Source organism: Chryseobacterium sp., from assembly GCF_022712095.1.
Classification (GTDB): domain Bacteria; phylum Bacteroidota; class Bacteroidia; order Flavobacteriales; family Weeksellaceae; genus Chryseobacterium.
In genome coordinates, this window is sequence record NZ_JALAHD010000256.1 from 1 (window position 1) to 18,199 (window position 18,199).

Consider the following 18,199-nt stretch of genomic DNA (forward strand, 5'->3'; position numbering starts at 1 on the left):
TATTTATACTTATCTTTATTATTATCTATGGCTTTGCAATCTCTCAAACACATAGATTTATTTATGAATTGGCAATTCAGAAGAATGGAGAGGTTAACAAAACCAATATGGTACTCGATATTGACAAAAATTTTGTCAAATTCTATGATTATGAGTTTCTTCAGGTTGATTCTCTCCGGAAAAAAAATGGAGAAGATATACAAACTAATTCTGAAGTAGATCAATTGATTTTAAGACGAACCAATAGTTCAGAGAATAAATCCTTTCATACGCACACATATGACTACTTTGTTCTAACATCAAAAGATAAGATAGATTGGAAATTGCAGAAGGAAACGAAAAAAGTCGACAATTATACACTTCAAAAAGCAAGTACAAACTTTGGCGGAAGAAATTGGACAGCCTGGTTTAATTCTGAAATTCCATTTCAAGAAGGGCCTTATAAATTTACAGGCTTATCCGGATTAATATTTGAAATATATGATTCTGAAAATATTTTTCATTATTCTTTAATAAAAAGCCTTAATCTACCTGAAACATTTGATACAAATAACTTTTTAGAAACCCATTATGGAAAAAAACCAATATCTGTATCACTAAAACAATATCAAAAAATCAAATTAGATTATTATACTAACATTGTTGAGGTTCTTCAGAGCTTTGCTAAAAAAGGAGGCACAATAGATTCAGAGCAAAGTCTAAGCAACCCTGAAGAAATTAGTAGAAAAAGAAAAAGTTTACAAGACAACATAAAAAAATACTATTTACCAATTGAGAAAGATAACGCAATCCCTTATCCCTAGATAATAATAGTAATAAATAATTTGTATGATATGAGATGTGGAAAGACCGTACTGATTTTATTTATTCAATACGGTCTTATTAATTTATTTATTTTATCCAAAAGACAATCATATTCATTCATACTCTCACTAATCAAGTTTTACGGAAAAGTAACCATTTGAAATTCAGATGAGGTGAAGCGTCTTTTTTTTATTTTCAATCAATTAAATTAAATAAATTCCCCTTTCTTTATAAATTTCTGCTTTAACAATATCATATCCTCACTAACTTTACGATCCAAAATCTTCGCATAATGCTGGGTTGTTCTCATATTTTTATGCCCCAACATTTTACTCACACTTTCAATTGAAACTCCATTCGACAAAGTAATTGTTGTAGCAAAGGTATGGCGTGCTATATGATAGGTTAATTCTTTATTGACACCACACAGATCAGCAATTTCCTTTAAATATGCATTCATTTTTTGATTGCTGAGAATAGGAAGTAGCCTTCCACTGTTTATACAGGTCGGATGATTTTTATATTTCTCAATAATACATTCAGCCTGTGCTAGCAATGGGATATTAGATGTCGTTTTAGTCTTTTGGCGTTTGGTAAAGATCCATCGGGTCCCATCCAAGCCAATATTGATATTTTTGTCTGTTAATTTTCTTGTATCAATATATGCCAATCCTGTAAAACAGCTAAATAAAAAAATATCTCTGACTAATGATAACCGCTCATTTTTGAAATCTTTGATAAAAAGCTTTTCCAACTCCTGCTCGTTAAGAAATACTCTTGTTACTTCATCAAATTTTGAATCATAATTCATAAATGGATCTTTTTCCAACCAACCATGATTCAAGCAAATCCTAATGATCTTTCCAAAATTCATAATATACTTTACAGCAGTATTATTATTACAACGTTTTTCAGTCCTTAGAAAAAATTCAAAATCATTGAGGAAAGAATAGTCTATTTTTCGGATATCAATATCAGAAATATTATATTTCCACAGAAGAAATTCTTCTGTATGACTTAAACAGGTTTTATAACGTGTTAAGGTTCCCTTAGCAAACTCCTTCCCTACTAACTTTTCCATTCTGCAATTATGATCCTTAAATATTGGAATTAACATTCGATTCTTTTGATCTTTTCCCAATAGTTTGTTCTTAAGGAGCTCGCTGCTTACTGGCTCGCCATCTCTTATCAGTTTGTGATAGGTATCATAAACTTTCTGTTCAAACGTTTTAAGATAGAAATTAAGGGATTTACATTCTTCTGAAGATCCTTTTACACTTTGAGCTTGAGAGTTCCATTTCGAAGGTAATATCGTTCGTTTTGTACTTAGCTCTGAAATTTTACCATCAATAGTAATTCTCATATAGATAGGTACTTCTCCCTGAGTGTTGACTTTGGCTTTTTTGAGATAAAAAAGCAAATTGAATGTCTTGTTCATTTTATACCGTTTTTAAAAATTCTAAACATAAACTCTTTAAAAACATTTCACAAGATGTTTAATTTCTGAACAAGCCCATGAACAGGCTTATTTCTTACTTTTTAGTGACCTCTATTCTACCTTTTCAACAGGTCACTGAATAGGTCACTTTCATATTGTGATTTTTTAGTCCCTTTTGGAACATGTATAAAACAAAAAAAGCTTTAAAACATCTGTTTTAAAGCTTTTTGTACTATTTTGATTTAATAGTTGCGATCCGGACGGGACTCGAACCCGCGACCTCCGCCGTGACAGGGCGGCATTCTAACCAGCTGAACTACCGGATCAGTAGTTCTTGTTTTTAATCAAATTTGATTGCGATCCGGACGGGACTCGAACCCGCGACCTCCGCCGTGACAGGGCGGCATTCTAACCAACTGAACTACCGGATCAAATTTTGTTAAAGAACGTCTCTTGTTTTTCGTGATTGCAAAATTACAACTTTTCTGGAATCTCACAATGTTTTTTACAAAAAAAATGCTTCCCTAACTGGAAAGCATTCATAATCAAAGCTATTTTTTATAAGTGAGCACTTAATTTCTCAGCGATCACTTCTTTAGGTGCTACACCTACTAATTTATCTACTACCTCACCGTTTTTAAAAATCAAAACAGTAGGAATATTTCTGATACCATACTGCATGGAAATTTCCTGGTTGTTATCTACATCCACTTTTCCAACCACAGCTTTACCTTCAAAATCTGTTGCTACCTCCTCGATAATCGGACCCAATGTTCTACAAGGTCCACACCATACTGCCCAAAAGTCAACTAATACCGGTTTATCCGATTTTAAAACCGCATCCTGAAATGAGCTATCCGTAATTTCTAAAGCCATTTTGTTATTTTATTTAAATTAATATACTATTTCTTAATTGATCTTTAAATCAATATTCAAAATTACTACTTTTCAGTAATAAAGTTATCTATGCTCAACATTTGTTTTTTCTATAACAAAGTCAGCGGATATTTCTTTAAGGGCCTCTACCAATGTATCAATTTCAGCTTTTGTATTCATATGGCTGAAAGACAGACGTAAAGGCGTACAGTTATCCATTTCATCATCCGATAATATCATCATCATCACCATAGAAGGTTTTGCGGCTCCTGAAGAACATGCACTTCCCTGAGAAATAGCAATTCCTTTCATATCAAGCTGTAAGCTAATTAATGGGTTTTTGTATGGTAACAGTACACTTAATAAAGTATAAAGACTGTTTTCTTTTTCGGCACTTCTTCCGTTGAATTTTATCCCCGGAATTTCAGCTGTCAACCTTTCAATAGCATAATCTTTAATTCCCTGAATATGATTCACGTAAGAATCCATATGGTCCAAAGAAAGTTCTAATGCCTTTCCAAGTCCAACAATACCGCATACATTTTCAGTTCCGGCTCTTAAACTTCTTTCCTGAGGTCCTCCGGTAATAATCCCTTTTAAACCAGTAGATTTTCTTATAAAAGCAAAGCCGATTCCTTTAGGACCATGAAACTTATGTGCACTGCATGACGCAAAATCTAACGGTATTTCAGAAAAATCCAGATTCATATGAGCCATTGTCTGTACCGTATCAGAATGGAATAATGCATTATTTTCTTTACACAGTTCCGCAATTTTCTTAATATCGTAAAGATTTCCTATTTCATTATTGGCGTGCATTAAACTGACAAGGGTTTTCTTATCGGAACTTTTAAGAATTTCTTCAAATTTTCCAAGGTCAAAATCCCCTTTTTCATTAGGGCGCATGTATACAACTTCTACCCCTTTTCTGTTTTTCATGTCAAGGGTACTTTCAGAAACACATTTATGCTCCATAGGAGAACTGATAATTCTTTCTACTCCCAAATGTTCTACACTGGATTTAATAATCATATTATTAGATTCAGTCCCGCAGGAGGTAAAGATGATTTCAGCCGGAGTAACGTGGAGATATTCAGCAATCTGTCTTCTCACATTTTCAATAAGAATTTTTGCTTCCTGACCAAAACTGTGAGTAGAAGACGGATTTCCGAAATTCGTCTTCATGGCATCTACCATTGCATCAATAACTTCTTCGGAAAGAGCTGTTGTTGCTGCACTATCTAAATATATTTTGTTCATTTTTATTTTGAATATTTTAATTCTACAGAATTGAACTGATAGTCTAAGGGAACTGTAAAGATCATCCATGGATTCGAAATCATCTGTATTTCCATTCCACCCGATTCATAATAAGGAACTTCTACAATAAGTACATTATTCTTAACCGCCATATTTTTGATCTCTGAGATTCTGTGATCACCGGACCTGAAAGTTCCCAGATTATAAAGCACCACTTTTTTGTTTTTTGGAAATCCAGGACCTTTAGCAACAGTTGATTCATTTCCTGTTTCTATAAGCTGAAACTGGTTTTTGTTAATCGCTTTCCGAAAGTCCTGTTCATTTTGTATTATAGTAAATTCGGGAGTACCTGTACCTCCCTGAGATTCAGAAATGAAAATATCATCTTCATTCTGAATATTTTGCGATTTCACGGTAGTCATATTGGTACAACTTGTAAGAATCACTAAACATAATACAAATAATCTGATCATTCTTTCCACTTTTATGTTTCAAAATTAGTGAAAAAATTGATAATGTCCTTCATTTGCCCATTTTAGCATGGGTCTGTCTCCTGAGGTATCACCAAAAGCTATGATCTTATCGTATCTGGAATTGTTTATCTCTTCTTTGATCCTTACCAGTTTTTCTTTTCCGTTACAGTTTTTTCCTATGAAATTCCCTGTAAAAACTCCGTTTTTAAATTCTGCCCGGGTAGATACCAACTGCATTTGCAGCTCGTCAGCAAAAGGTTTTACCCAAATATCCAAAGAGGCTGTCACCAATAAACTTTGTGTATTATTCCTATCGATATTTTTAATAAAATCGAGAGCGTTCTCACGTACAATTTTCGGATAATGATGTTCAAAGAACTTCTGGGCTTTTTTTTCTATTTTCTGTTGAGACTGCCCTTTCAGAACAGATCCTATAAAGCTTTTCTTTACTTTTTCTGTATCGGCCAGTTTCAACTTTAATAATATAAATAGCGGAACATGTTTTAAAAACTGTATATGGTATTTTGTAGGATTGTAAAACTTCAGATACATAAACATTGTATCCTTATAAGTTATGGTCCCGTCAAAATCAAAACAATACAATTTTTTCATTTTTATTAAAGCTTTAATTTTTTAAATATAAATTCAGGAATATTCCTAATGATCATCATAATAATTCCCCAGACGGGTAATACATAAGCTACATTCTTTTTCTTTTTATAAGCTTTATAAATGCATTTGGCGGCCTGCTTCGGAGTTGCTGTCAGCTTTGGGTTTAATGGTAGCCCTTCAGTCATTTTAGTCGCCATAAACCCTGGCTTAATGGTAAGAACATGTACCTTTTTATCAAAAAGATAATTTCTTAATCCACTTAAATAAGCAGTAAATGCAGCTTTAGCACTTCCGTAAATAAAATTACTTTGCCTTCCCCTGTCTCCGGCTACTGAAGATAGACCTATAATAGTCCCTGATCTTTTATTTTCCATTTTCTGGGCAAAATAGTTCATTACAGGAACCAATTTGGAATAATTAATATCGATAATACGTTCTGTATTTTTATTATCATATAACCCTTCCTCAGTCCCTTCCCCCAAATATCCGGTTGCGCAAAACAACAGATTTGAATTGATATTTCCAAAACGGTTATAATCAATTTCTTTCATGAGATCTAATTCAATAACCTCAGATTGCTGTACGAATTTCACATCGATATGACGGGCAAACCTCTCCGTGGTTTCTTTATTAGAGGTAAAAAAATATATTTTTTCAAACTTTTCTCCTTCAAGTAATGCTTTTTCTACAAAAGACTGAGCTACTTCTGATGTACTTCCTAGAACAATCATTGGCTAGTTATTATTTAAAATTCTTTTATGCTGTAAGGACACAAATTTAGAACTCTGAACATTTTTCAGATAGTTCGTTAAAGAAGATTTACTCATACTATCTTTCGTTAAATAAATTCTTCCTCCAAACTCCTGAACGATATTGTCCAGCTGCTCAACTAATTTTTTAAGCTTTGAATTCACTTTAAAATCCAGAGCCAGCGTATATCCTTCCATCGGAAATGAATTATATGCCTGTGGATTATGTTTTCCAAAAAGTTTTAAAACAGCAAGGAAAGATCCGTTTCCACTATTCGCAATTGTTTCCAGGATTTTTTTCATCCCTTCTTTTCCTTTTTCTTTTGGAATTACCATCTGATATTGAATAAACCCGGATTTACCATATATTTTATTCCAATCATTGATTACATCCAGTGGATAAAAGAAAGTTTCATAATCTATAAAATTCTTTACCTCTTTTTTAGCCTGTTTTTTATAATACAGTAAATTGAAAATCTTTACTGTAAGGGCATTCAACACAAAATTAGGAAAATAGAAAGGTACAGTGGGCTTAAATTTCTCTTTTAGCCTTAATGGGTTTTTAGTCATTTTTTGAGGCAGCTCATGCTGAAAAGCGTGTTCTCCCCTCATCAGAATACTCCTTCCTATATCTTTTCCTTTCTGAAGACAATCAATCCAGGCTACTGTATACGTCCAGCTTTCACTTTCGTCAAATAACCTGAAAATTTCATCCAGATTATCTGCTTTAATACTTTCCTGACGGATGTAAGCTGATTCTATATTTTTTAATTTGAATTTAGCTGAAATAATAATTCCTGTCAGTCCCATTCCACCTACTGTTGCCCAGAACTTATCAGCATTTTCTTCTCTTGAACACGTGATTACCTCTCCATTTTCATTCATTAATTTGAACTCCGTAACATATTCTGAGAAACAACCTTCAGCATGGTGATTTTTACCATGTACATCGGAGGCGATAGCACCTCCTATGCTGATAAACTTCGTTCCCGGTGTTACATATAAAAAATACCCCTGGGGAACTGATACTTCCAGTACTTCAGAAAGTAAAACTCCGGATTCACATTCTATGACACCATTTAATCGGTCAAAGCTGATGAATTTATTTAATTTCTTCGTTAAAAATATGTGTTCTCCCAACGAAGCATCTCCATAACACCTTCCGTTTCCTCTCGCAATTACTTCATTATTACCGAGAACAAAATTTTTTATTTTACCGAGGCTGTCTTCGGATCTCATTTCTTTTTCCACTACGGGAAAATTGCCCCAGTTGGTCACTTTTTGAACAAAATTAGGTTTCATCATTCTTTAAAATAAATTTGAATTAAAAATGTCACCACCCATAACAATAAGGTAACCTGGATATAACGGTCTCTGTAAATAATTTTAGTAGGAGACTCCGTCCTGTTGTATACCAGCGTTTGCTGTAAATATCTTAAAAGAGCGAATACAACAAAGATTACCGTATAGAAGACTCTAGGATGGAACTTGGCCTGAACTTCCGGTGACAGGGTAAACATTAAATAACATACAATCGTGAGTGTTACAGATATAGATAATGCAATATCTGCAAACTGTACATTGTACCCATCAAGCGCTTTTCGTGTTTTTCCCGACACCTGGGCGTTGATAAGTTCTCCTCTTCTTTTTCCTATTGCAAGAATTAATGCTAAGATAAAGGTAAGAAGTATAGCCCACTGAGATATGAAAATTCCGGTAATATATCCCCCCGCCAGTACTCTCAGTACAAAGCCGATTGCAATAATGAAAATATCAATTATAGGAACATGTTTCAATTTGAAAGTATAGGCCACATTCATAACAAAGTAAAAGCCTATTATAGCAGCAAATTTCCATAAATTCTGATGAAAGTAAAACTGTGAGAAAAGAATCAGTGCAATATCCAAAATAACCATTCCGATCAGGATGGTCACAGCCTGAGGTTTCGAGATAGCTCCACTGGCTAAAGGTCTGTTTTTCTTCTCGGGATGCTGCCGATCAGCCTCTATATCATTATAATCATTGAGGATATACACGACACTTGCTGCCAATGAAAAAATAATAAAGGCAAACACACTCTCCGTGAGTAAATGTAAATTTTTGATATTACCCGAAAAAAACAGCGGTACAAAAACAAACACGTTTTTTACCCATTGCTCTACGCGGAGCAGTTTTAGATATTTCTTCATTTATGTTGATTCAATTGCAAAAATACTAAAATTAAAAATTTATAGTATAAAAATACGAAAAAAACCGCCGAGGCGGTTAGATAAGAAAATATTTATATATTAAAATTAACTACTGACCTTGTTGAGCATCATTAATCATTTTCTCATTAGCAGTAATAGCAAACTCCACTCTTCTGTTTTTAGCTCTTCCTTCCTCTGTTTCGTTTGTAGCTACAGGCATGCTTTCACCTTCACCTTTTGCAAATAATCTGCTTGATGCAATTCCTTTAGCACTTAAATAAGACTTCACAGATCCCGCTCTTCTTTCTGAAAGTGAGAGGTTGTAAGAATCTGATCCTTTACTATCAGTGTGTCCGTAAATATTAATATTAGTATCAGGATTGTTGATTAACACTTCAGCAAGTTTATCAAGATTGGATTTTGCCGTAGCGGTAAGGGCGGAAGAATCAAAATCAAAATTAACGATACTTTCATTTAAAGTAATTTTGATACCATCACCTACTCTTTCTACTTCTGCTCCAGGTAAAGTTTCTTTAATTTCTTTGGCCTGCTTATCCATTTTATTACCGATAACATTACCTGCAACACCACCGATAACACCACCCAATACTGCTCCTAATGCACCATTTCCGCCTTTACCTACATTATTTCCAAGGATACCTCCTAAAACAGCACCAGATGCCGCTCCTACGGCAGTACCTCGTTGTTGGTGATTAGAATTCTGAATAGCTTCACAGCTTGTTAATAATAAAGCTGATGATAAGAAAAGCCCTCCAATATATGTTTTATTAAATTTCATTTTTTTAAATCTTTAAGGTTAATCAATTATTTTCCTGTTCTTTGAAAGTTATATACTACTCTCACATTTTCTCCATCAAAAGGAACATTCTGTTCAAGAGAAAACTGATTTTCAGACTGGTTGACCAGATTCAGAGAATAACCTACGGTGTTCTGTTTTGCTTTGGTACCATTTGCTATTTTTTTAAACATAAAGGTACTTCCGTTCGTTACTTCAAATTTAATAGGTTGAGTAAAGCTTGGGCAATCTCCACCTCCGTTTAAAGAATAAGAACCGGTATAATTATTAGGAACCAATTTCCACTGGCTTCCTACAAAACATTGAGCATCTGCACCTTCATCAAAAGGCTTGATTTTAAATCCCTTATCATAATCAACACTTACGATTTGCCAATCTCCTTTCAATTTCAAGAATTCAGCTCTTTGATTTTGTGACGTCTGTGCATTTTTTGTTGCGGAACAAGACACTGTGAAAAGTGAAGCTCCCAAAATTCCTGCAAGTAGTAACTTTTTCATATTGTTGTTTATTATTTTATATATAATATGATTACAAAAAACCGTGCCAAATTGATCATAAATAAAATAAAAAAGTCCGGACATCCGGACTTTTTTATTTAAGGTTCAAATAATGAATCTATTTTATTTTTTAACAGCTTTTTTTGCTGCTTTTTCTGCCTTTTTCACATTGGAAGATTTTCCATTATAAAAATTAGTATAAGCATATTCTGCCGCTTTCTTTAAATCGATAACACCTCCTGCCTGAGAATTATCTTTAAATCCATTCTCGGTACTGGGATTACTTGTTTTCACTAAGGATTCAATAACCTGAGCAGGTGTAAGTCCTGGCATATAAGCCAATAAAACAGCTGCCGCTCCCGCTACTACCGGAGAAGCCATTGAAGTTCCCTGAAGGTATTTATATTCGTTTTTCGGAACCGTAGAGTAGATTTCTTCTCCTGGTGCAAATACGTTCACCATTTTTTTATTGTAGTTGGAGAAGCTTGCTCTTAGCTCATTGTTTCTGTTAGTACTGGCACCTACTACAATTACATTGCTTACAAACGGTTTTTCATCCGTTACATTTTTAAAATTAGTAGGATAAGCCAAATGTTCTGCTACATCTTCATTTTCATTTCCTGCAGCTTTTACCAATAAAACGCCTTTATCTTCTGCATATTTAAATGCATCCCAAACCACATTCTTACCTGGTGAAACCGGTTTTCCAAAGCTCATATTCAAAACTTTAGCTCCATTATCCACGGCATACCTGATCGCATTAGCAACATCCTTATCTCTTTCATCTCCGTTTGGAACCGTTCTCACTGACATAATTTTTGCCACTTTGGAAGCTACACCATATTGCACTTCCTTACCTTGTGGTAATCCGGCAATGATACCTGCCACGTGAGTTCCGTGTTCTGCATCGGGACCTTCATAATGATTGTTACCATAGATTCTCTCTGAATAATCATCATAGTTATCTCCTACGATTTCAGCCCTTGTATCATAGTCCAGATTATATTGTTTTTCTCGAGGCCCGAAATAATCCAAAGCTTCTTTCATTTGCTCCTTCATTACCTTTTCGAACTCAGCTGGGGATTTTCCTTTAAATTCAGGACTTTGAGCAGTCTGCGTCAATATCTGAATTGCAATAGCTTCATTCTGGTCTGCAGGTTTTAGAGTTGCTACATTTTCCGAAGTAACTGTTTTATTTCCCAATAGTTTAATCATAGTAGGAATCAGTTCGTTGATCATAGAATAAGTCTGAAAGTTCTGACTTGCCTCCACACTTTTCTTAGTATGCAACTCTTTTGATTTCATATACATTGCAAATTCTTCCGGCATTTTAGCCTGATTTGCTTTATTTTTTGCAGAATCATCTCCTTCAAATATTGGTTTATATTTTTTCACCACACGGGTTACCTCCATATTATCAATATCAACATCTCCATTTTTACCTCCGATAAAATTCCATCCGTGAACATCATCAATATATCCGTTTCCATCATCATCCTTACCATTATTAGGAACTTCATTCGGATTAGTCCAAAGGTTTTTCACCAATCCAGGGTGATCTACCTGAACACCACTATCTAACACTCCCACTACTACAGTTTTTGGTTTTAGTCCTTTAGATTCTAAATATTTATAGGCATTTTCGGTATTTATTCCATATACTTTTGTTGAAGCATAATCTTTATGATACCAAGTCATTAAATCCTTATTCTCTTTGGGGTCAAGATTTGTTCCCTGAGCTTCCTGTGCAAATGCAACATTAAAGCCTGTCAAAAAAACTGCAGCTAAAAATATTTTTTTCATGTTAGTATAATTGTTTAATATTTTTTAAATAAGTCAAAGATTCCGGCCCTTTGTTACAAATTAAATCCAAAACAGATAAATCTTTTATAAAACCTAACTTATCGGAAAAGGTCTGATAGTATTCTTCCACCTCAAATTCTAAAGGTATTTTAGCAGAGAACTTCTCTCTAAAATCTATTTCTCCGGGATTTTTGATATATTCTTTATTCAAAGATTGTGCCTTTTCGGTTTTAAATATTTGCTGAATTACCTCTAATCCTTTCAGATTAAAATCCAATAGATACTTTTCTTTTTCTTCGAACAGACGTATGAACTTATCTTCATAAAATTCAAAATACGGAGAACTTTGATAAGCTGTTTTTATAGATTTCCAATGAAGCTTTCTCCAGTCTTCCGATTCCGAGACTTCAATATCTTTCATTTTCCTTTTTCCGTTATGATGAATCGGAATAATGAGTGACAATTTACCATTTGCCCCATAGATATTAGCTCTGTTTCTGTAAGTCTGCTTTGGAAAGTTTTCGAACTGCTCCAATATAACTTCATTTTCAGGGTCTAAAAAAACCGAAAACCATGAAATCGGTGGCAGATAAAATACCGGTAATAATACATTCTTCATATTCATGATACAAAAATGAAGTATTTTCTTAAATACTTCATTCTATTTTGGTTATATTTTAATTATTCTTCTGTCTTTTTCTTTTTGAAAAGCTTTACAAAATATTCCCACCCGAAGAACAGGATCAGGATCATAGCTGCAATCCACCAGTAGGATGTTTTGTTAGCTTCTCCTGTATTGGTTGCTTTAAACATTCTTTCCCAACGGATCTTAAATGGCGCCTGGTAAGTAGAACTCGCATCTTTAAATGCTCCCTGCAAACTCATCCAGGTAAACATTGGCTTCCCTACTATATTTTCCTCCGGCACAAATCCAAAGAATCTCGCATCCAGTGATGCATCTCTGTTATCTCCGATCATCATATAATAGTCCTGCTTAATGGTATACTGATTAGCTTCCTGGCCATTGATAAAGATCTTACCATCCCTATTAACAAGGCTATTGTGTTCATATTCCGAAATAATCCACTGATACATCGGAAGAGTTTCTTTATTGATTGTTACAACATCTCCTTTTTTAGGAATTCTTACAGGGCCATACCAATCCTGATTCCAAGGTTTATTGATAGGAAAGATAGACTGTGTTGTATCTATACTTTTAGTATAGGCAGTTTTATCTGCATTAAGTTTATATGAAATGGTAGCTGAATCTTTAGGATAAATACTTTCTTCCATTGCAATTACATTCGGTAATGCTTTGATATCAGCTGCTGTCTTATCGGTAAGTCCCTGAAACGCATATACAAAACCTTTGTCAGTCTGCATTTCCCTTACCGGCAAGAAGCCATACGTATTATATAATCCCGGAATATCCAATTGTGCTCCGGTTTCTACTGTATAAGCATGCTGGACTTCCTGATCACCAAGAACTGTCTCTGGCTTTCCGTTAACAAAAAGCCTTCCAGCCCTCATTTCAAAAGTATCCCCAGCGGCAGCAACACATCTTTTTACATACGGATCTTTTCTGTCAATTGCCGTATGTACGGAATCCTGAGGGTAGTTAAATACTACAACATCATTTCTCTGTGGCTTCTTGAACTGTAAAATTCTTTCGTAAGGAAGTTTTACTCCGTCTACATAAGATTTAGGATCATCTTTAGGATTTCCAGGCTCTCCAGTATCCATAATTGTTCCCTGTAAAAAAGGAATCGCTAATGGACGCATCGGCATTCTGTAACCATAACTCCATTTATTCACGAAAAGGAAATCACCTACCAACAGGGTTCTTTCCATAGATCCTGTAGGAATCCCGAAAGGCTGGGTTACAAAAACGTGTATTATCGTAGCAAAAACAACTGCAAAAGTAATTGAACCAATAAAAGAGTCCTTCTTTTTTTCTTCCTTTTCTTCTCCTGCAAAATAAATTTCTTCTGCTTCAGTTTCTATCTCCACATCTTTGGAATAGTTAACTGTTGCCATATAAATAAACGGAAGGACTACTGTAAGCAGCTGATGCTGAAACAGATTCTTTCCGAATTTCTTCATTAAATAGAGATGGAAAACCGACATCATAATAGGACCTACAATAGGCAGATAAGACAAAATAGCCCACCATTTAGGATGTTTGGTTTCTTTAAGGATGATAAAGTAATTATAGAAAGGTATAAAAGCAAAGATCGGATTATACCCCATTTTCTTAAACAGCTTCCATGTAGAAATCCCCATTAATAAGGATAGAATAAGCACGTATACTGTATAGGTTAAAAAGTAATTCATAAATTTTGTTACCTGTGTCTGTTAATAATTTGTGTTTAACAACACTTTATTAGTTTACTTCTTTAGGATTTTGTTACAAATTTACAATCCTAAAACGTCTTTCATGGAAAAGTTTCCTTTCTTATTTTTAATCCATTCTGCAGCTACTACTGCTCCTAATGCAAATCCGTTTCTGTTGAAAGCAGTATGTTTTATTTCAATTTCGTCTACCTCACTTCTATAGAAAATACTGTGGGTTCCCGGAACTTCGTTTTCTCTGATCGCAAAAATTCCAAGCTGGTCTTCTACAGTTTCATCCAGCTTCCATGCATTGAACTTAGGATTATTTTTAATAATTCCTTCTGCAAGGGAAATAGCTGTTCCACTCGGAGCATCTTTTTTATGGATATGATGAATTTCTTCCATCTGGCAGGTATATTCATCCACATTTTTCATCAAATCAGCCAGCTTTTCGTTAAGGGCAAAAAACAGATTTACTCCTAAACTGAAATTGGACCCATAAAGGAAAGCAGTACCATTAGCAATTGCCAATTTCTCCACTTCATCTTTCTTATCCAGCCAGCCGGTAGTTCCGCAAATAACGGGTATTTTATTTTCAAGACAAGCTTTAATATTTTCAAAAGCAACCTCCGGAAGAGAGAATTCAATCACTACATCGGGGCTGTTAAGGTTTTCAGCGGTTGGAGTTTCCTTGAGACGGGCAACAACTTCATGTCCTCTTTGGGTCGCAATTTCATCGATTATTTTACCCATTTTCCCATATCCAACTAGTGCTATTTTCATAAATTGATTTGTATTTTTTAAAATCTGTAACTTAAACTCAATCCGGTTTTAGGAGGGTTAATTCCAAAATTATCCTGAATAACTGCCGGACTAAAAGTAAGATCCGGATCATGACGCCCTTCATAAAGGTGAGCATCAACTACTGCATCCACAATATTCAGAATATAGATCAATCCTGTAATGGCAATGGCATAATCTCTTTGTCTTTTAGATCTGTCCTGAGCATTCCCCAAAGCTACTTTATCCAGCCAAGGATGACTGTCCACAAATTCATTAGGGGTTCCATTCAGTTTAGCTACGTAATATTCCCTGTATTTTTTATACTGATTATCATTCCAGATGGCAATTCCGGCCCCTACGCCTACAGCTCCCCAAACAATCGGAATTTTCCAATATTTTTTATTATAGAATTGTCCTAATCCCGGTAAAACTGCTGAATATAAGCCTGCTTTTGTAGGATTCAGTTTTAATACATTTTGGGTGGGACCATTGGCTTTCTCCAGATCTGCAATGACCGCAGCTTCGGATTTGGAAGGCTTGGCAGCAGAGATACTATCCTTAGGATGATATTCCACCCGGATCGTATCATTAGGATTAACTTGTGAATATGCGATTGCGAATACACACAAAAAGAATGTGAAAAGTACTTTCTTCATTTATTTAATATGAGACAAAATATATTCCAGTTCATCTTCATTTTTGAAGTCCAGAACAATTTTACCTTTTTTACCATTTCCGGAGGTTTTGATCTCCACTTTTACATCTAAAATATCTGCAATTGTTTTCTGAGCTTTCTTATAATTATTCGAAAGTTCAACTTTTGCTTTTTTTGCTGCGGGTGATTCCGGATTTTTAAGGATAGCAGCTGCCTGTTCGGACTGACGAACGTTCAGGTGTTCTTTTATAATCTTATCAAATAATAACTTCTGTAATTCGTCACTTTCGATACTTATAATTGCTCTACCATGTCCTGCAGAAATTTCTCCACTTCGGATGGCATTCTGAATATCAGGACTCAATCTTAATAAACGGATAGAGTTGGTAATGGTGCTTCTGTCCTTTCCTACTCTCTGGCTCAGATTTTCCTGAGTCATTCCGATCTCATCTAACAATCTTTGATAAGTAAGTGCAATCTCAATAGAATCAAGATCTTCTCTTTGAATATTTTCTACAAGAGCCATTTCCAACAGCTCTTGATCATTTACAAGACGAATATAAGCCGGAATGGAGGTTAATCCTGCAATTTTACTTGCACGATAACGTCTCTCTCCTGAAATGATTTCAAACTTCTCACCATCTTTTCTTAATGTCACCGGCTGAATGACTCCAAGATTTTTAATGGATTGAGCGAGTTCATTTAAAGCTTTTTCATCAAAATAAGTCCTTGGCTGAGTTGGATTCGGGTAAATATCTTCAATAGCTATTTCTACAATATTCCCTACGAATTTATCCGCTCCTTCATCTGTAGCAGAATTGATTGTTGCTTTGGATTCTGCACTCAAAATAGCTCCCAAACCACGCCCCATAGCTCTTTTCTTGTCCTTCATAAATGACTCAGCTTTATACTAATTAATTTTTAACTAAATTTTCGTTTTTAAGCAGAACTTCTTCTGCTAACTGAATATATTGGATAGCCCCTTTACTCTCGGCATCATAATTCAGAATACTTTCTCCAAAACTCGGCGCTTCACTTAATCTTACATTTCTGCTGATGATCGTTTCAAAAACCATTTCAGGGAAGTGTGCATTCACTTCTTCCACCACCTGATTGGATAACCTTAACCTACCGTCAAACATCGTAAGCAGCAATCCTTCAATATCTAAATCTTTATTGTGGATCTTCTGTACGTTTTTAACCGTATTCAATAATTTCCCCAATCCTTCCAATGCAAAATACTCACACTGAATCGGGATAATAACGGAATCAGCTGCCGTAAGTGCGTTCACTGTGATCAATCCTAAACTCGGAGCACAGTCTATAATGATAAAATCATATTCATCCCTTACGCTTTCCAGTGCTTTTTTAAGCATATACTCACGATCTTCCTTATCTACCAATTCAATTTCAGCAGCCACCAAGTCGATGTGGGATGGTACAATATCCAGGTTCGGTGTACTTGTCTTCTGAATACAGCTTTTAGTATCCGCACTGTGTTCAAGTAAATTATAGGTAGAATACTGAACTTCTTCAACCCCTAAACCTGATGTTGCATTAGCCTGAGGATCGGCATCAATGATTAATATTTTTTTCTCCAATACCCCTAATGCTGCAGCTAAATTTACAGCCGTAGTAGTTTTCCCTACTCCTCCTTTTTGATTAGCAATACCTATGATTTTTGCCATTATTAGAACTTTAAACTTCAAAAATACACTTTTTTATTTTCTATCAGTGAATCAAGAAAAGTGAATTTGAGTTAAAATATTGTTAATAAGTAATTTAAGCCTCAAAAAAAATTATCCACAAAAAATATTTTTTGTGGATAACTGTCAAGATTTGTTTTAATATAGATTATTCAAATTTCATAGAAATCGGAAATTTGAAATAACTTCTTACGGCTTCTCCTTTTTTATTTTTTCCCGGAATCCATTTTCCCTTAATAGATTTAATGGTTCGTAAGGCTTCATTATTAAAGTTGGTATCTTTTCCATTGGCTTTGATTCCAGAAATGGTTCCGTCCCTCTCCACGATAAAAGTAACAGTGGTTGTCATTACTCCCTCATTTCCGTCAAAACCTGAGTTATCAAATCTGTCCATTACTTTAGCCCTGAACGAGTCGATCCCTCCCACAAAATTAGCTTCCACACTTAATTCACTTCCATCAGCTACATGATCATTTGGAACTTCAGGTGCTTTAGGAGGTGCTACTATCTGAGGCGGTGCTACCGTTCTTCCTGTACCTATAGTAGGAGTTATCGGAATATATTCATCAGATTTAGCAGGTTCTGCATTAAAATCATTTTTAATTCCTGCTACCGCACCTTCCGGAATAGCTTCTGTAGGAGTTTCATGAGCACCTGTCGTAGGTTCAGGAACTGTACTATCATATTGTTTTACCGGAGGCTGAGCCGCTTGTACAGGCACCACAACAAGTGGTTCTTCTGGCGTATCTACGTTATGCATAGGCGGAAGCTCAATAAATCCTCCTCCATCCGATGTTATTACCTCTATAGGCTTAAAAGCAGAAATAATAAGAGGAGTAATAGAAATAGCAGCCAACAAACCCACTCCTATAAAAAGTGATTTTGTTAATATTCTGTCTGACTCATTTCTTAAAACATAAGCACCATACTCTTTGTTACGATGCTCAAAAAGAATTTCATTGAAACGAAATTCTTCACTCTGGTGTAGGTTTTTCATCACTAATAAATATTTAAACTGTTAATAAATGATGATTATTAGTTTTATACTCCTTATCGATAAGTATTGTTACAATATCAAAATATCTGCCAAAACAAAATAAATAAAACAATATTTTAAAAATATTTATAATAATTTATCAAAAAAAAATCTACAAAATTAAGAATTATTAACCACGAAGCTTTATTTTAATATTTTTTTCATAA

Annotated in this window: 19 protein-coding genes and 2 tRNA genes; 1 reads left to right on the forward strand and 20 read right to left on the reverse strand. The window is 34.7% G+C overall.

From position 1 onward, the window contains the following. A partial coding sequence (locus Q0A18_RS13175; protein WP_292010615.1) for a GLPGLI family protein occupies positions 1-803 on the forward strand: 803 nt, incomplete at its 5' end. Between the two features lie 209 nt (positions 804-1,012). Here Q0A18_RS13175 and Q0A18_RS13180 read toward each other — a convergent pair. The 20 genes from Q0A18_RS13180 to Q0A18_RS13275 all read right to left on the reverse strand — a co-directional run bounded on the left by Q0A18_RS13180 (position 1,013) and on the right by Q0A18_RS13275 (position 17,993). Continuing rightward, positions 1,013-2,242: a site-specific integrase gene (locus tag Q0A18_RS13180; protein ID WP_024564996.1), complete on the reverse strand. Its 1,230-nt coding sequence runs from the start codon at positions 2,240-2,242 to the stop codon at positions 1,013-1,015. Between the two features lie 252 nt (positions 2,243-2,494). Continuing rightward, a tRNA-Asp gene (locus Q0A18_RS13185) sits at positions 2,495-2,568 on the reverse strand. A gap of 31 nt (positions 2,569-2,599) precedes the next feature. Continuing rightward, positions 2,600-2,673: transfer RNA gene (locus tag Q0A18_RS13190), tRNA-Asp, on the reverse strand. A gap of 127 nt (positions 2,674-2,800) precedes the next feature. Beyond that, positions 2,801-3,118, reverse strand: a complete 318-nt coding sequence (gene trxA / locus Q0A18_RS13195) for a thioredoxin (protein WP_292010616.1) — start codon at positions 3,116-3,118, stop codon at positions 2,801-2,803. Positions 3,119-3,202: 84 nt separating this feature from the next. Then, the gene (locus Q0A18_RS13200) at positions 3,203-4,378 is read right to left on the reverse strand and encodes a cysteine desulfurase family protein (RefSeq protein WP_292010617.1); all 1,176 of its coding nucleotides are present in this window, start codon (positions 4,376-4,378) and stop codon (positions 3,203-3,205) included. 2 nt (positions 4,379-4,380) lie between these two features. After that, positions 4,381-4,851, reverse strand: coding sequence for a hypothetical protein (locus Q0A18_RS13205; protein ID WP_292010618.1), 471 nt, complete (start codon positions 4,849-4,851; stop codon positions 4,381-4,383). Between the two features lie 24 nt (positions 4,852-4,875). Beyond that, the gene (locus tag Q0A18_RS13210; protein WP_292010619.1) at positions 4,876-5,463 is read right to left on the reverse strand and encodes an HAD family hydrolase; all 588 of its coding nucleotides are present in this window, start codon (positions 5,461-5,463) and stop codon (positions 4,876-4,878) included. 5 nt (positions 5,464-5,468) lie between these two features. Beyond that, positions 5,469-6,194, reverse strand: coding sequence for an SDR family NAD(P)-dependent oxidoreductase (locus tag Q0A18_RS13215; RefSeq protein WP_292010620.1), 726 nt, complete (start codon positions 6,192-6,194; stop codon positions 5,469-5,471). Between the two features lie 3 nt (positions 6,195-6,197). Continuing rightward, positions 6,198-7,514: an FAD-binding oxidoreductase gene (locus Q0A18_RS13220; RefSeq protein ID WP_292010632.1), complete on the reverse strand. Its 1,317-nt coding sequence runs from the start codon at positions 7,512-7,514 to the stop codon at positions 6,198-6,200. Next, positions 7,514-8,401, reverse strand: a complete 888-nt coding sequence (locus Q0A18_RS13225; protein WP_292010621.1) for a decaprenyl-phosphate phosphoribosyltransferase — start codon at positions 8,399-8,401, stop codon at positions 7,514-7,516. The genes Q0A18_RS13220 and Q0A18_RS13225 overlap by 1 nt, the downstream gene beginning before the upstream one ends. 109 nt (positions 8,402-8,510) lie before the next feature. Continuing rightward, complete coding sequence (locus Q0A18_RS13230; RefSeq protein WP_292010622.1) at positions 8,511-9,200, reverse strand: OmpA family protein; 690 nt, start codon at positions 9,198-9,200, stop codon at positions 8,511-8,513. A 26-nt stretch (positions 9,201-9,226) separates the two neighbouring features. Further along, positions 9,227-9,715 carry a lipocalin family protein gene (locus tag Q0A18_RS13235; protein WP_292010623.1) on the reverse strand — a complete coding sequence of 163 codons (489 nt, stop codon included), beginning with the start codon at positions 9,713-9,715 and terminating at the stop codon, positions 9,227-9,229. Between the two features lie 123 nt (positions 9,716-9,838). After that, complete coding sequence (locus Q0A18_RS13240; protein ID WP_292010624.1) at positions 9,839-11,518, reverse strand: S8 family serine peptidase; 1,680 nt, start codon at positions 11,516-11,518, stop codon at positions 9,839-9,841. Position 11,519: 1 nt separating this feature from the next. Further along, complete coding sequence (locus Q0A18_RS13245) at positions 11,520-12,137, reverse strand: WbqC family protein (protein WP_292010625.1); 618 nt, start codon at positions 12,135-12,137, stop codon at positions 11,520-11,522. A 62-nt stretch (positions 12,138-12,199) separates the two neighbouring features. Then, entirely contained in the window at positions 12,200-13,852 is a 1,653-nt protein-coding gene (lepB, locus tag Q0A18_RS13250; RefSeq protein ID WP_292010626.1) for a signal peptidase I, read from the reverse strand. Positions 13,853-13,933: 81 nt separating this feature from the next. After that, a complete protein-coding gene (dapB, locus tag Q0A18_RS13255) occupies positions 13,934-14,635 on the reverse strand; it encodes a 4-hydroxy-tetrahydrodipicolinate reductase (RefSeq protein WP_292010627.1) in 702 nt (233 codons plus the stop codon). Positions 14,636-14,652: 17 nt separating this feature from the next. Then, entirely contained in the window at positions 14,653-15,291 is a 639-nt protein-coding gene (locus Q0A18_RS13260; RefSeq protein WP_292010628.1) for a DUF5683 domain-containing protein, read from the reverse strand. Next, positions 15,292-16,182, reverse strand: coding sequence for a ParB/RepB/Spo0J family partition protein (locus Q0A18_RS13265; protein ID WP_292010629.1), 891 nt, complete (start codon positions 16,180-16,182; stop codon positions 15,292-15,294). 22 nt (positions 16,183-16,204) lie between these two features. Beyond that, positions 16,205-16,978: an AAA family ATPase gene (locus Q0A18_RS13270; protein WP_292010630.1), complete on the reverse strand. Its 774-nt coding sequence runs from the start codon at positions 16,976-16,978 to the stop codon at positions 16,205-16,207. A 166-nt stretch (positions 16,979-17,144) separates the two neighbouring features. Beyond that, positions 17,145-17,993, reverse strand: coding sequence for an energy transducer TonB (locus Q0A18_RS13275; RefSeq protein WP_292010631.1), 849 nt, complete (start codon positions 17,991-17,993; stop codon positions 17,145-17,147). Positions 17,994-18,199 lie beyond the last annotated feature (206 nt).